Raw genomic sequence first — 15698 nt, 5'->3', positions numbered from 1 at the left:
ATTCTCCACTTATATTTTTTTATATAAATTATATCATAAAAGTTGAGCTAATGTCAATCAACTTATTTAAATTCATTTGTATAAATATTAAATTTATATTTATCCCTACATAATATAATCCAAAGCAATTTTTTAAAAGGGAATAATATGAAAAAAATAACATTAATATCACTTATAGCAGCCTCAACAATTTTTGGTGCTAATGTAGAATTTAGTGATGCAAACCCAAATTTTAACCGCATAAATCCAACTGTAGATCAAAACTCAATCCTATCATATAATAGTTCAATTCAAAAAGCAAAACAGACAGTTGTAAATATATCAACAACCAAAACTATAAAGGTAAAAAATAATCTAAATAGCCTAATGAATGATCCATTTTTTAAAGAATTTTTTGGTTTTGGTTTTAATATTCCAGAACAAAGAAGCCAAAAAAGCTCATCTCTTGGTTCAGGTGTAATCATCTCTAGTGATGGCTATATAGTTACAAATTATCATGTAATAGAAGATAGTGATGAGATTATAGTATCAATGTTAGATAATTCAAAAGAGTATAAAGCTAAAATAATTGGCTCAGACCCAAAAACAGATTTAGCAATTATAAAGATAGATGCTAAAAACCTAGAACCAGCATATTTTGCTGATAGCTCTAAGCTTCTTGAAGGCGATGTAGTATTTGCTATTGGTAATCCTTTTGGCGTAGGTGGAAGTATCACAAGCGGAATAATAAGTGGATTAAATAAAGATAATATTGGATTAAATCAATATGAAGATTTTATCCAAACAGATGCTAGTATAAATCCTGGAAATAGTGGCGGTGCTTTAATAGATAGTCGTGGTGCCTTAGTTGGTATAAACTCAGCTATTCTTAGCCGAAGTGGAGGCAATAATGGAATAGGATTTGCCATTCCATCAAATATGGTAAAAACAATAGCTCAAAAGCTAATTAGCGATGGAAAGATAACTCGTGGCTACATTGGTGTTATGATTGCAAATTTAACAAAAGACCAAAAAGAGATATATAAAAACAAAGAAGGCGCATTAATTACTAATGTAGAAAAAGACTATCCAGCCAGTAAAGCCGGCCTTCAAAGAGGCGACCTTATCATCAAAGTAGATAATACAATCATAAAAAGTGCAAATGATTTAAAAAATATAATTGGTGCATACTCGCCAAATACAAAAATTAATTTAGAATATGAAAGAGCAGGAAAAATCTACTCTACTAAACTCCAGCTAGCTGATACAGATGTTACTGGCAATACAGCTGAAAATTTAAGCATTGATGGCTTAAGCGTGCAAAATTTAAGTGAAGAAATAAAATATAAATATAAAATACCTCAAGAGATAAAAGGTATATTAATCACAGATGTCAAAGATGGTTCAAATGCTGCACATACAGGCTTTGAAAGTGGAGATATAATTATTCAAGTAAATGAGAAAATTATAAATAATATTAATGAATTTAGCCAAGAGATAAAAGCGTCAAAAGCATCAAAAAGAAAACCAATAATCTGGATAAATAGAGCTGGAATTTTAATGGGGCTTGTATTGAAATAATAGCTATTTTTGGCTATAATCAGCTCAAATTTATAAGGCAGATATATGATAAAGATTCTAATGATTGAAGATGATTTTGAACTTGCAGAGATATTAAGCGAATATTTAGAGCAATTTGAAATAGAGGTTAAGATATGCGATGATCCATATCTTGGCCTTTCTACTCTTAATACAAATAAATTTGATCTAGTTATTTTAGATCTTACCTTGCCAGGTATTGATGGGCTTGAGGTTTGCAAAGAGATACGCACCAAGCATACAATTCCCATCATTATCTCTAGTGCTAGACATGATATAAGCGATAAGATAAATGCATTTGAATTTGGCGCAGATGATTACTTGCCAAAACCATATAATCCCCAAGAGCTTCTAGCTAGAATCAAAAGCCATTTACGACGCCAAAGTATCACAATGCAAGAGATATCTCCAGCTCCAAAAGATCTAGTATGTGATGATTTTCGTCATATTATTACTCTAAAAGGCGAGCCGCTTCAGCTTACAGTTGCTGAGTATGATATCTTAAGATATTTAATTAAAAAAGAAGGTGGCGCTATAAGTCGTGAAGAGTTAATTTATAATTGCAACTCCATAAATGAAGATAGCACAAATAAAAGTATAGATGTTATCATAGGTCGTATTCGCACCAAAATAGGTGAAAATCCAAAAGAGCCAAAATATATCCACGCTATTAGAGGCGTAGGCTACAAGCTAGAACAATAAATTAAAACCAAAAAGGGCAAAATGAGATTTTCATCAATTTTTTACACCATTACGCTTATTTTCGCCCTTGGAATTGGGGCTATAGGAATAGCATTTTTATGGCTTATAGAGTATGATAAAGCCAATTACGCAAGAGAATTAAATACCAAATATTCTATTGTAGCTAGGGCTACTTTACTTCATTTAAATGAGTTAATTAATGAAGATGAGTATAAAGAACAGGTCTCAAATTTATATATGCCCCAAATAGATAATATAGAAAAAAAAGAAAAAATACTAAATCAAGCTGTAATCTTAGAAGAGATTACTACTGAATTAGGATCAAGCGCTATATTATTTTATGAGAAAAAAAACTATTTAAAGGTTACCAAAGATGACAATACTCTACTTCTTATAGATACAGCATATCAGCCATATAGATATATAATTATTCAGATTATTTTTGCTTTTGTAGCTGGAATTATCTTGCTTACATATATATTTATTATTCGTAAGATTATGCCGCTTGGAAAGTTAAAACGCCAGATTGATAAATTTGCTCAAGGGGATTTAGAGATCAAAAATGTCGCCACTGGAAATGATGAGATCAGTCAGGTAGCAAGTGCTTTTTATGATGCTGTTAGCCAGATTAAAAATTTAAATAATAGCCGTCAGCTCTTTTTACGCAATATCATGCATGAGCTAAAAACACCAATTACAAAAGGTAGAATTACTGCTGAGATGATTCAAAAAAATAAAAATCAAGAGCGTTTAATCGATGTATTTGAGCGACTTGAGAGCTTAATAAATGAATTTGCAGCTGTAGAGCGTGCCACTTCTAGATTAATAGGAGAATTAAAACCTTGTAAAGTAAGAGATGTAATAGATGAAGCTATAGATATTGCTATGGCTGAAGAGTCTAGCGTTGGAATTGAGGCCATAGATGATGCTACTGTAAAGGCAGATTTTAAACTTTTAGCAATTGCATGCAAAAATATAATTGATAATGCTCTAAAATATTCAGATGATAAATTTGTTAAAATCACAATTACAAACAATGAGATAGTATTTTCATCAAAAGGCCAACCATTAGAAAATGATATAAAGTACTATATAGAACCATTTACACAAGGAACAAATGCCAAAAAAAGCTTTGGTCTAGGTCTATATATAGTACATAATATCTTAATAGCCCATAAATTAAAACTAATATATAAATATAATAATGGAATAAATAACTTTATCTTTAGTGATATAAATTTAAATCAAGGCAAAAATATAGACAAATAATCCAAGTAACGCCAATAAAAGCATTATCCACTTTTTATATATTGCTAATAATGCAATAATATTATACCCTATAAACTGCCATAGCTCCAGATTAGCCTTGCCTTGAGCTGGTGCAAATTCAATAAATCTAATCATAAAATCATCAAAAAGCCCGCCTATTCCAAAAAGATGCAAAAATAGACTAACTGGATAAAATATTATAAAAACATAAGATAGTGGAATTACACTAATTTGATACCAGCTAGCTATAGGAAAAAAGTAATAAACAGGAATATTCATCGCTAAAAATACAAAAATCTCAAGAATTAAAGTATGCATCAAAATTCTCTTTAAACTACTAAGGTCGCTTCTATTGCCAAAATGATAGATATATAAAAATATAAAATAGACCCCAAGACATGAAAAATAAAATCCGATAGAAAATAGTAATTGCGGACTAAAAGCTAATCCAATCAATATTGCTAAAATCAAATTTCCAAAGCTAAAAACCTTAAGCCCACGACTAAGCAATAAAAACCCAACCACTCCCATAATATATGAACGCAAGAAACTAGGAGTAAAATCTAAAATATATAGATAAAATCCCATTAAAATAAACAAAATCAAACTAATATAAAATCTTAAATTTAAGTATGGAAAATATCGGTCTTGCAACGGCACAATAGTAAATCTAGCTACAAAAAATACAAAAATAAATATTACACTAAGATGAAATCCACTAATAGCTATAATATGCGCAATTCCCCAGTGAGTAACATTTTGACGCAACTCTTTACTCATTGGAGTTGCTAAATATAAGGCACTATATAATTCTTGCATTTTAGGGTTTTGATGTTGAGATATGATTGCATTTTTAAGAATATTAGCAAGGCTATCATTTATATCAAGCTTACTAATCTTAAAACTAGGCAAGAAAAATCTACCAGCAATATAATCTTTAAATTTAAGATTTTTAGTTATTACCCCTACTTCGCAACTACTACACTTTGGCAAGCTCTTAGAGCGAGTATAAAATATAAAGTTATCACTTTTAAACTGCAAAACATAATACTCGGAGTTTTTTCCTTGTCTTTTATCACTAAATAAAAGATCAGCCTTAATAAAACTATATGGCTTAGCTTTAAAAGCTTCATAACTTCTAAACTCTAGATACAAATTTAGAGTAAAAATCGCAATACAAATAGCAATAAATACTCCAAATTGTCTAAAGTTAGAAAATAAATTCATCTACTTTGCAATGGCTTTATAGTAGCTTAGCTCATCATTTAATAGCTCAAATTTTTGATTAAGGAGTGAAATTTGGGCTGAGATTAGATTATTTTGCGCCTCTAATAGATCTTTTAACTCAGCACTTCCTTCATTATATTTACTCTTATAAATTGCAACAATCTTAGCTTGATCGCTTGCCATTATGGCTAAATTATCATATGTTGCTTTATCAGTTTGATAAAATAATAGATATTTTAAAGACTCATTTATGGCATTTTTTAGCGTTTTTTCATAGCTAAATTTAAGTTTATTAAACTCAAGCTCACTAATTTTAATATGTTTTTTAAGCTTAAAATAGTCCAAAAAAGGCAAACTAAAACTCACAACTCCACCAAGTTGATTAAAATCAAAGCTATTTTTAAACTCTTTATCGCTATCGCTTAAATTTGCACCAAGACTAAGACTAGGCAAAAGCTCTTTTTGACTTAGACGATACTCATAAAAGCTCGAATTTAGTTTTGCTACTGCTTCATTAATATCTGGACGATTTGAAAGCTCACCAACATCAAACTGGCTAATTCCTATAAATTCGACACCATCTAAGCTAAGCTCATCAAACCTTTTATCACTTCTAGTAAGATTTTTTAAACTCTCATAGTTAGATTCTAATGATCTTTGTGTAGAGTGAATTTGATTTTGAATTTTTAATATATTTTGAGAACTTTGCTTAATAGCTAAAAGCTCCTCTTTACCATTTTCAAATTTAACCTTAACTATATCATCAAGCATCTTTGCATTATCTAAATTTTGCTTTAAACTACGCAAAGAGTCATTAAGATATAAGATATTAAAATAACTATTTGCTACTTGACTAATAATAGTCAATCTTAAATTATCCAATGTTAATCTACTAGAGCGCATTATCCACTCTTTTGATTTATAATTATCATATATCTTACCAAATATATCAAGTTCATAGCTAAGGCTAAATTTAGAATTAAATTTGCTGCTAAACTCATCACTTTTTCCTATATCTCTACTGCTATTTGCTCCTATCTCGCCACTCATTGATGGGATATAGCCATCACTTGCTATACCTGCATTTAACATAGCTACTTCTAAATTTAACACCGCTACACCAATATCTTCATTATTTTTAAGAGCCAAATCAATAAGCTCATTTAAGGTAGTTTGGTTAAAATCTTTATGCCACTTAGGAGTATAAAACTCAACATCTTTAATCTCATAATCTAGCTTTTTGCCAGCACATCCGCCAAAGATAATAGCTATAAAAATAACAATTATATATCTCATTTTAATCCCTTAGTAGTGCATCAATTGGATTTAATTTAGATGCATTTTTAGCTGGAATATAACCAAAAATTATCCCAATAAGACTAGAAACTCCAATAGCTATAACAATCGAAGCTGTGCTAAATATCATCGTAAATCCAGTATCTAAAGCATTTATAATAGTACCAACTAAATATGCTAGTCCAACTCCAATTACCCCGCCAATAGCACATAGCAATATCGCCTCTATTAAAAATTGAAGTAAAATATCTCTACTTTTAGCACCAATTGCCATGCGAATACCAATCTCTTTAGTCCTCTCAAATACACTTACAAGCATAATATTCATAACCCCAATTCCGCCAACCATCAGTGAGATAAAAGCCACTCCAGAGATTAAAAGACTCATTGAATTTACAGTGCTTTGAACGGTTTGCATAATAGTATCTGAATTTATAGTAAAAAAGTCCTTTGTCCCTCGCATAGAACTCATAGCCTCTATTATCCCGCTCTCAGCTACTTGAGCATTTACCTCATCATTAATTTTTACAATTATTGAGCGAATGTTTTGTTGGCCTGTTAATTTATTTACTGCTGTAGTATATGGCAGATATACAGTAATATTATCAGCACCAAATGAGCCTGAATCCTTATATCCTACTCCTATAATTGTAAAAGGTTGTTTATTAAATATAATTGTTTTGCCAATAGGATCAACACCTTCAAAAAATTCTTTTTGTGCTAAATTATCAATGATAATATTTGATCTTGAAAATCTTAAATCATCAAATTCAAAATCCCTACCATGCGTAATTGTTACCCCAGAGACATTAAGCAAATTTTCACTTCCGCTTCTTAGACTTGCATCTATATTTTTATTGCCATATGTGAGTAATCCAGTAGCATTAATCCTAGGCGTAGCATAATCTACAAAGCTAAGACTCTCAAGCATCTTATAGCTCTCAATACTAAAATCTTTTAACTTTCTAGCATTTTTATCACCAAAATTTTTACCTAAATGCAACGTAATTGTATTTGTTCCCATACTATTGATATTAGCTAAAATCTTTTGCTCACTACCTTTGGCTAAAGCAACTACACAAATTACAGAAGCAATACCTATAATAATACCAAGCATAGTCAAAAATGATCTAAGCTTATGCGATTTAATCGCTCCAATACTCATCATAAAGCTCTCTAACAAACGATCTTTTAAAGCTTTGAAATTTGATTCTATAGATATGTTTTTAGAGCTTTTTTCGTAACATTGATTATTTTTTATATCATCTTTAATTATATTGCCATCTTTAATCTCTATGATACGATTTGCCCAACTAGCTATATCTTTATCATGTGTTACTATTATAATTGTATGGCCATCTTTGTGAAGCTCTTTTAAGATCTGCATTACCATCACACCACTAGCACTATCAAGCGCTCCAGTAGGCTCATCACATAGCAAAATCTCACCGCCGTTCATCAGCGCTCTAGCGATACTTACACGCTGCTGCTGACCGCCACTTAGATAGTTTGGCATAGTATCTATTTTAGACTCTAGGCCAAGTTTTGCTAGAAGCTCTTTAGATCTATTTAATCTATCATCTTTATTCATTCCAGCATAAATTCCAGGCAAGGCGACATTGCTTTTGACATCATTTGAACTAAGTAGATTATAACGCTGAAATATAAAGCCAAATTTTTTTAATCTTAAATTTGAAAGTTCATCTTTATTAAATTTACTTATATCTTTACCATCAAGCTCATATTTACCACTTGTTGGAGTATCTAGACAACCCAATATATTCATAAGCGTACTCTTGCCGCTACCTGATTGCCCTATAATAGCTACAAACTCACCCTTTTTAATCTCTAAATTTATCCCTTTTAATACCTCTGTTTGAGTATCACCGACTTTGAAGGATTTACGGATTTTGCTTAGCCTAATCATTAGAACCTCATCATCGGTCTTTTAGAGCCATTCATCATATTTTGCATACTAGCTGAGTTTAGATGAAAATATATTACCTCTTCATTTTCGCTAAGACCGCTTAGAATTTGTGTATTTATACCATTTGTAATTCCTGTAGTTATAGCTCTTTGTTCGATTTTATCACCATTTTTAATATATACAAATTTACCATCTTTACCTGATTTTATCGCCATTGTAGGTAGATATAAGACATCTTTATTTTCAGCAATTATTATTTTATTTTCCGTTGTCATACCTATACGCAAAATCTCATCACTATTATCTACATTTACCTTAGCATAATAATATACAGCTGAGCTTGAGCTAGTACTGCTTGAATTTGAATTTGAAGTGGAGTATTTGCCATCACTTAAAGTAGTCAAACCTGGGTCAATTGAGCTTATATATGCGGTAAATTTTTTAGTATTATTTGAAAGAATCGAGTATTCTACCTTATTTCCTACCTTAATATTTGGTATATCTCCTTCGCTAACTTGCAATCTTATCTCCATTTTGCTTAAATCTGCGATATTTACTAAGGTTGGAGTTGTTTGATTAGCGTTGATAGTTTGACCAACCTCTACTGGCACAGATACTACAACTCCATCAAATGGCGCCCTAATATCAGTATAGCCCAAATTTGTTCTAGCAGTATTAATCTCAATTCCAGTTTGTTTAATTTGAGCTTCTATCTCTTTTAAACTAGCTAATTTTAAACTATAAGTATCTTTAGCATTTTCTAAGCTCTCTTGGCTTGTGGCGTTTTGTTTAGCTAAATTTTGCTCCCTTTTATACTGCTTTAATGCGATATCAACTGAAATTTTAGCCGAATTTAACTTCGCTTCTAAAATCTCCAAAGCCGCAAGTTGCTGATCGAGCGTATTTTGCTGCTTTATGCTATCTATTTGAGCTATTTTATCTCCAGCTTTTACCTTATCGCCTACTTTTACATATAGCTCTTTTATCTGACCACTTACTTGAGCACCAACATCTACTAGATTACTAGCAAATACCTCACCTACTGCATCTACACTTTGTATGATATCTCCGCGTTTAACAACTGTTGTGATATATTTATCTTTTGGCTCATCATCTTTTAATCCCCACCATAAAATAGCCCCACTAACAGCTATAAGACCGGTAATAATTAATAATTTTTTTGAAATTTTCATTATTTTCCTTAGAATTTTTTATTGCCATTGTATGAAATTTATGTAAATTTATTGTTAAGATTGTAATTTAGATTTAATCAATTTTAACCATATTTAGCTACAATATTGTCAAATTTAATCCAAAAGAAAAGATTATGAAAAATATATCAATAATTATACTAGCAGCTGGTAATGGTACTCGTATGAAATCACCTAAATCTAAAGTTCTACACACTCTAAGCGGTAGATCAATGATTGCTCATGTAGTAGAAAAATCACTACAAATATCTGATGATATAACAGTAGTTTTAGGCTATCAATTTGATGAAGTAAGCTCAGAGATAAATAGAGAATTTAATAATATAAATATTGTCGCTCAAGATACTATCAACTTTCCTGGAACTGCTGGAGCTGTAATGGCAGCAAAACCTAAATTTGATAAAACTCTAATAATATGCGCTGATATGCCACTAGTTGCAACTAGCGAACTAATATCACTAACTCAATCAAATTCTGATATAACTATAGCTGCTTTTGAATCTAAAGATCCTTTTGGATATGGTAGAGTAGTAAAAAATGGCGATCAAGTTATCAAAATAGTAGAACAAAAAGATGCCAACGAAGATGAAAAAGCAATAAATCTATGCAACGCTGGGGCTTACTGCTTTGATACGGCTTTATTAAATTCAGTCCTACCACAGATAAATAACCAAAATGCAAGCAATGAATACTATCTAACAGACGCCATAGAACTAGCGTTAAAAGCTGGCAAAAGCGTAAGCTCTGTCTTAGTAAATGAGCAAAACTTTATGGGTATTAATGACAAGCTAGCTCTAAGCAAAGCTGAAAATATAATGCAAGAGCAGATAAAAGCAAATTTGATGAAAAATGGCATTATCATTAGACTTCCTCAAACTGTATTTATAGATAGTAGAGCCAAATTTGAAGGAGAGTGCGAGATAGAGAGCGGCTGTGTGATTAAAGGCGATTGTCTTATTAAAAACTCTATAATTAAAAGCAGTTCAGTTATAGAGTATAGCACCGTAATTGATAGTGATATTGGTCCAATGGCACACCTAAGACCAAAAAGCCACATAGTCTCTACTCACATTGGCAATTTTGTAGAGCTTAAAAATGCAAATTTAAATAGTGTAAAAGCTGGCCATTTAAGCTATTTGGGAGATTGCCAAATTGATAGTGGAACAAATGTAGGATGTGGTACAATCACTTGCAACTACGATGGTAAAAACAAACATAAAACCATAATAGGCAAAAATGTATTTATAGGTAGCGATACACAGCTTATTGCACCACTAAATATCGCTGATGATACTCTAATAGCAGCAGGTTCAAGCGTAACACACGATAGTCATAAAGGCGACCTAATCATAGCTAGAGCCAAACAAAATAATAAAAGTGGATTCTTTTATAAATTTTTTGGTAAAAAAGATGAAAAATAAAAATATTCTCTTAGCAGTTTGTGGGAGTATTAGCTTTTATAAAGCTTATGAAATTTTAAGTCTGCTTAAAAAAAATGGTGCAAATGTTAAAGTGCTACTAAGCGATGGGGTTCTTAAATTTGCTACTCCAGTGGGCTTTGAAGCTCTTAGCGATGGTGTTTTAACATCGCTTAATGAGAGCTGGACAAATGGTTTAGATCATATAAGCTTTAGTAAAAATGATCTGCTTATCATCGCACCAGCATCAGCTAATAGTATCAATAAAATTGCAAATGGAATAGCTGATAATATATTTTTACAAACAATTCTAGCAGCCTCTTGTCCTAAGATTATAGCTCCAGCTGCTAATAATAATATGCTAGATAATCCAGCCACAATTCGAAATTTAAAGATTTTAAATAATGATGGTTTTACAATTATTGAGCCAATTACTAAAACTTTAGCTTGTGGAGATTATGGAAAAGGCGCATTAAATGAGCCATGGCTAATTGTAGAAACCGCCAAAAGAGTATTAAACCAAGATGAGTTTTACAAAGGCAAAAAGGTTATAATCACCGGTGGTCCAACAACTGAAAAAATAGATGATGCAAGAGCTATTACCAATCACTCAAGCGGTAAAATGGCTAAAGCTTTAGCTGATAGCTTTTACTATGCTGGGGCTGATGTTGTATTTATTAGCTCTATTGATTTTAACACCCCATATAAGATAATCAAATTTAAAAGCTCAGACCAATTAAATAGCATATTAAATCAGCAAATAGTCGCTCCAGATGATATATTAGTAATGTGTGCAGCAGTTAGTGATTTTATCTGTGCTAATCCTAAAGATGGCAAGATCAAAAAAGATCAAATGGGAGATAAAATTGAGCTAAAATTAAATATCGATATATTAAAAAATCTAAATTTAAAGTGTAAAAAAATTGGTTTTAAGATGGAAATGGACGCTAAAAACGCTCTACATAATGCTAAAAATATGCTAATGAATAAAAATCTTGATGCAGTGTGTTTAAATATCTTAGGAGATGATATTAAATTTGGCTCTAATGAAACCAAGATAAGTTTTATAACTAAAGATACAGTTATACAAACAGAACTAACATCAAAAGAACTAGTCGCATCACAAATTACTAAATTGGCAAAAAATATATGATAAATAAATTATCTAAAATTCAATCTGCTCAAATATCAAATAATATTCCAACAATAATAAACTCAAGTTTGCCAGTTATAATAAAAGTATTAGAACAAACTAAATTTAATCGTTATAATATTAAATTTGGCACCAAAACAATCAGCACTACAAGCTATAAAGATCTAGAAGTAGGAAGCGAATACTATGCTAATATCGGATCTCAAAGTGGCGGTATGATAAGTATAAACTCTCTTACTAAAAGAGAGATTATAAAGCCAGTTTTAGATGATGGAGTAGCTCTTATTGAGATGGTAGCAAGCTCGCAAAATCTCTCATGGCTAATACCATATATTAAATCCAAAATGGCAAATCCACTCTCAAAAGATGAATTTAGCATATACGCAGATATGATTATGGCATTAAATGAGAACATACTTCATATACCATTTTATTATGATAACCGTTCTGCATTAATACAAATTTTACTTGGGAAAAATCCTAAAATTTACCTGATATTTTCTTTATTTGCCCCTATAATTATCTCTATAAAAGATGGAAAAATTCGCCTAGTTAGCTCACCTTATGTTAGTCTTAGCAAGGCCTTAGCTGATGAGTTAGGATGCGAATTTGAAATTAAACAAGTATCACCTCTATGGCAAAAAACAGTCATAAAGGCTACAATATGAATATATTAAATCATCTAGCTATAATTATGGATGGCAATGGAAGATGGGCTAAAAATCGCTCTTTAGTACGGACTAATGGCCACAAAAAAGGAGCAGATGTGGTCAATGATATTGCCATATATTGTGCTAAAAATAATATAAAAAATTTAACACTTTATGCCTTTAGCACAGAAAACTGGAAACGACCAAAAAGCGAAGTTGATTTTTTATTAAATTTGCTTTTGAAATTTATCAAACTCAAAGAGGAGCTTTTTTTACAAAACAATATTAGATTTCATACTATAGGTGATTTAAGTCCATTTAGCAATAAACTAAAAGACGCCATAGCAAATCTAAAAAATAAAACTCAAAACAATAATGGATTAAATTTAATCCTAGCAATAAATTATGGAAGTCAAAATGAGATTACAAGAGCTGTAAATTTAGCTCTTGAAAATGGATATAAAATTACAGAACAAAGCATAGCCAAACATCTAGATAGTGCTAGCTTTGGAGATGTAGATCTACTTATTCGCACTGGTGGAGAACAAAGGCTTAGCAACTTTTTATTATGGCAGTCTAGCTATGCAGAACTAGCATTTACGCCAACTCTTTGGCCAGATTTTAACAGCAAAGAACTTGAAGAAATTATAGCTAAATTTAAATCCATTCACCGTAAATTTGGGGCAATTTAATGTTACTAATATTTTTTATTTTTGGGATATGTCTTGGCTCATTTACTACAGTTTTAATCACTCGCATACCTATTGGAGAGGATTTTGTCTTTAGTCGTAGCCGCTGCCCAAGCTGCGCTAAAAAGCTTGGCGCTACTGAGCTTATACCTATACTTTCGTGGGTAATGCTTAAAGCAAAGTGTAAAAACTGCAAAACAAAAATTTCGTCATTTTATCCGTTATCTGAACTAATAGTAGGATTTTTGGCAATTTTTGCCTTTTTTTTAGAATCAAATTTAATCTTAGCTATGCTTTTAGCGTTAATTTTTGCTATATTTTATGCCCTTGGGGCGATCGATTTTAGACTAAAAGCTGTTCCAAATTATCTTCTAATGAGTGGATATTTTTTGGCTGTATTATATGCTTCTATAACTCAAATTAACAATATTTTAGACTCATTTATCATAATTGGTATTATGGTAATACTAAAAAGCACTCTAATGCTACGCCCACGCCATCAAATTTTAGAACCAATGGGTGAGGCTGATAGTATTTTTATCGCTTCGATGGTGGCGATTTTAGGGCTTGAGTGGGGATTTATAGCTCTATTTTTAGGCGCATTAGTTCAGCTTTTTATCCACATATCTATAAAAGATAAAACCATTGCATTTATTCCGGCACTTTTTGGTGGATTTATCGTTGCTGCAAGCCTTAAGAATTTTACAAATATAAATTTAGGATTAATATGAATAGAGTTAATCGATATCTTTTTAGTAGCTTTTTATCGACTTTTGCCTCTTTATTTGCTACGCTATTTTTAATAGTTTCAATTGTATTTTTTATCCAAATTGCTAGAATTACTAGCTATATAGATATTAGTTTTTTTGAGCTTCTTAAATTATATCTATTTATGCTTCCACAAATTCTACTTTTTACCATACCTATTGGATTTTTTGTTGCTTTAGCGATGAGTTTTTTTCGTCTTTCAAGAGAGAATGAGAGCATAGTTATATTTACCTTAGGATACAATCCAAAAGATATAGCCAAATTTTTTCTAAAAATATCAACTATACTATCAATTACGCTATTATTTATAGCTCTTGTTGCAATGCCTACTGCAATGAATTTAAATAATAACTTTGTAGCATATAAAAAAACAAAACTAAGCCTAAATATAAAACCAAGCGAATTTGGGCAGAAATTTGGCGAGTGGATGGTATTTATAGATAAGCAAAATATAGATGAAAATCTCTCAAAATATGAAAATATTGTATTATATAATCACAACAAAGATAGCGAAAGATTTATTACTGCTAGTAGTGGCGATATCACAAATGAAAATGCAAGACTAAATTTAATCTTAAAAGATGGCTATATTTATGATATTAAAGATAACAAATGGAATGTTTCAAAATATGACTTACTAACGATTCGTTCAAATATACAAGATAGTTCTAATGATAATTTTAGTATAGCTGCATACTGGAAACAAGCTAGTAGCGATCCAAAAGTTGCTAAAAATCTTACAATATACTGCCTTATCGCCCTATTCCCTCTAGCTAGTACTCTATTTGCACTAAGCTTTGGAATTGTAACATATAGATATGAAAAAGGTATGGTATATATTGGAATATTTGCTGTTTTATCGGCATATTTTACAGCAATTTTACTACTATCTAAACATCCATTTTATGGAATTCCGCTTGTTTTTGTGGTTACATTTTTATTAAGTCAAATAGCATTTATAAATAAAGTGGTAAAAAAATACTAATGAAAATAGCTCTCAAATATAGCTACAACGGCTCTAAATTTAGTGGTTCTCAAACACAACCAAATGTCCAAGCCGTAGAAGATGCTATAAATGAAGCATTAAATCATGTAGGAATTTATGAACCAATACTATCAGGCTCTAGAACCGATAAAGGCGTTCATGCATTAAATCAAATATCAACCGTGCATTGTGGTGATTTTTGGAATTTAAATAGATTAAAAGATCAAATTAGCCGCCATCTTAGCCCATATATTAATCTTAAAGATATATGGATTGTAGATCAAGAGTTTCATCCTAGATTTAGCGCAACTGCTAGAGAGTATAGATATATAATCTATCATGGTGATAAATCACCATTTTTGAGTGATTTTGTATATTTTTATCCAAATTTAGACTTAAAAAGATTAAATTTAGCACTTGCTTGCTTTATTGGTAAGCAAGATTTTAAACCATATTACAAAGTTGGAAGTGGTGAAAAATCAACTATTAGAGAGATTTACAAAGCTTATGCGTATCAAATTCAAAAATCTGCATTTAGCATAAATAGATATAGCGATAAACCAAATTTAACTATTATTAAATTTAGAGCCAATGGCTTTTTAAGAGCGCAAGTTAGGCTAATGGTCGCAAACGCTATAAAAGCTGCAACTAGCGATGAAAAGCTAAAAGAGTTTATAGAGCTTCACAAAGCTCAAAAGCCACTAACAAAAATGCCAGCTCCACCAAATGGATTATATTTAAAAAAGGTGTTTTTTAAAACTTAAGCAATACTAGATTATATTTTACATTTATTTGTAAAATTTACAAGCATAACAAATGAAAATA

Annotated in this window: 14 protein-coding genes; 10 read left to right on the top strand and 4 right to left on the bottom strand. The window is 30.9% G+C overall.

The window, feature by feature from the left end:
* The first annotated feature begins 147 nt into the window (after positions 1–147).
* From CIGNP91_RS02135 to CIGNP91_RS02125, 3 genes are read left to right on the top strand one after another with little or no spacing between them, the layout of a single operon-like run.
* Entirely contained in the window at positions 148–1560 is a 1413-nt protein-coding gene (locus tag CIGNP91_RS02135) for a Do family serine endopeptidase (RefSeq protein WP_086228069.1), read from the top strand.
* A 45-nt stretch (positions 1561–1605) separates the two neighbouring features.
* Positions 1606–2280, top strand: coding sequence for a response regulator transcription factor (locus CIGNP91_RS02130; RefSeq protein WP_086224612.1), 675 nt, complete (start codon positions 1606–1608; stop codon positions 2278–2280).
* Between the two features lie 21 nt (positions 2281–2301).
* On the top strand, positions 2302–3549 hold the full coding sequence (locus CIGNP91_RS02125) for an ArsS family sensor histidine kinase (protein WP_086224613.1): 1248 nt from the start codon (positions 2302–2304) through the stop codon (positions 3547–3549).
* On the opposite strand, the gene CIGNP91_RS02120 is transcribed toward CIGNP91_RS02125, so the two are convergent.
* The 4 genes from CIGNP91_RS02120 to CIGNP91_RS02105 are packed head-to-tail and all read right to left on the bottom strand — an operon-like array spanning position 3520 to position 9192.
* On the bottom strand, positions 3520–4776 hold the full coding sequence (locus CIGNP91_RS02120; protein WP_086253249.1) for a ComEC/Rec2 family competence protein: 1257 nt from the start codon (positions 4774–4776) through the stop codon (positions 3520–3522). The two genes, CIGNP91_RS02125 and CIGNP91_RS02120, sit on opposite strands and share 30 nt — an antisense overlap.
* Positions 4777–6072: a TolC family protein gene (locus CIGNP91_RS02115; RefSeq protein ID WP_086234553.1), complete on the bottom strand. Its 1296-nt coding sequence runs from the start codon at positions 6070–6072 to the stop codon at positions 4777–4779.
* 1 nt (position 6073) lies between these two features.
* Positions 6074–7999 (bottom strand): MacB family efflux pump subunit, encoded by a 1926-nt coding sequence (locus CIGNP91_RS02110; protein WP_086232155.1) that lies wholly within the window; start codon positions 7997–7999, stop codon positions 6074–6076.
* Positions 7999–9192 carry an efflux RND transporter periplasmic adaptor subunit gene (locus CIGNP91_RS02105; protein WP_086224617.1) on the bottom strand — a complete coding sequence of 398 codons (1194 nt, stop codon included), beginning with the start codon at positions 9190–9192 and terminating at the stop codon, positions 7999–8001. Before CIGNP91_RS02105 ends, CIGNP91_RS02110 begins: the two co-directional genes overlap by 1 nt.
* Before the next feature lie 131 nt (positions 9193–9323).
* On the opposite strand from CIGNP91_RS02105, the gene glmU reads away from it, so the two are divergent.
* Genes glmU through truA form a run of 7 tightly spaced genes read left to right on the top strand, consistent with a single transcriptional unit; the run spans position 9324 to position 15637 of the window.
* Positions 9324–10631, top strand: a complete 1308-nt coding sequence (glmU, locus tag CIGNP91_RS02100) for a bifunctional UDP-N-acetylglucosamine diphosphorylase/glucosamine-1-phosphate N-acetyltransferase GlmU (RefSeq protein WP_180383208.1) — start codon at positions 9324–9326, stop codon at positions 10629–10631.
* Positions 10621–11781: a bifunctional phosphopantothenoylcysteine decarboxylase/phosphopantothenate--cysteine ligase CoaBC gene (coaBC, locus tag CIGNP91_RS02095; protein WP_086241360.1), complete on the top strand. Its 1161-nt coding sequence runs from the start codon at positions 10621–10623 to the stop codon at positions 11779–11781. The genes glmU and coaBC overlap by 11 nt, the downstream gene beginning before the upstream one ends.
* Positions 11778–12449, top strand: coding sequence for a hypothetical protein (locus CIGNP91_RS02090; RefSeq protein ID WP_086253248.1), 672 nt, complete (start codon positions 11778–11780; stop codon positions 12447–12449). The genes coaBC and CIGNP91_RS02090 overlap by 4 nt, the downstream gene beginning before the upstream one ends.
* Entirely contained in the window at positions 12446–13123 is a 678-nt protein-coding gene (gene uppS / locus CIGNP91_RS02085) for a polyprenyl diphosphate synthase (RefSeq protein WP_086232157.1), read from the top strand. Before CIGNP91_RS02090 ends, uppS begins: the two co-directional genes overlap by 4 nt.
* Positions 13123–13851 (top strand): prepilin peptidase, encoded by a 729-nt coding sequence (locus CIGNP91_RS02080; RefSeq protein ID WP_086228078.1) that lies wholly within the window; start codon positions 13123–13125, stop codon positions 13849–13851. Before uppS ends, CIGNP91_RS02080 begins: the two co-directional genes overlap by 1 nt.
* A complete protein-coding gene (locus CIGNP91_RS02075) occupies positions 13848–14873 on the top strand; it encodes an LptF/LptG family permease (protein WP_086232158.1) in 1026 nt (341 codons plus the stop codon). Before CIGNP91_RS02080 ends, CIGNP91_RS02075 begins: the two co-directional genes overlap by 4 nt.
* The gene (gene truA / locus CIGNP91_RS02070; protein WP_086253247.1) at positions 14873–15637 is read left to right on the top strand and encodes a tRNA pseudouridine(38-40) synthase TruA; all 765 of its coding nucleotides are present in this window, start codon (positions 14873–14875) and stop codon (positions 15635–15637) included. The genes CIGNP91_RS02075 and truA overlap by 1 nt, the downstream gene beginning before the upstream one ends.
* Positions 15638–15698: the final 61 nt, after the last annotated feature.

The organism is Campylobacter sp. P091 (genome assembly GCF_002138935.1).
Lineage (GTDB): Bacteria > Campylobacterota > Campylobacteria > Campylobacterales > Campylobacteraceae > Campylobacter > Campylobacter devanensis.
Note: the sequence above shows the minus strand (reverse complement) of the source record. Positions and strands in the feature narration are given on the sequence as shown.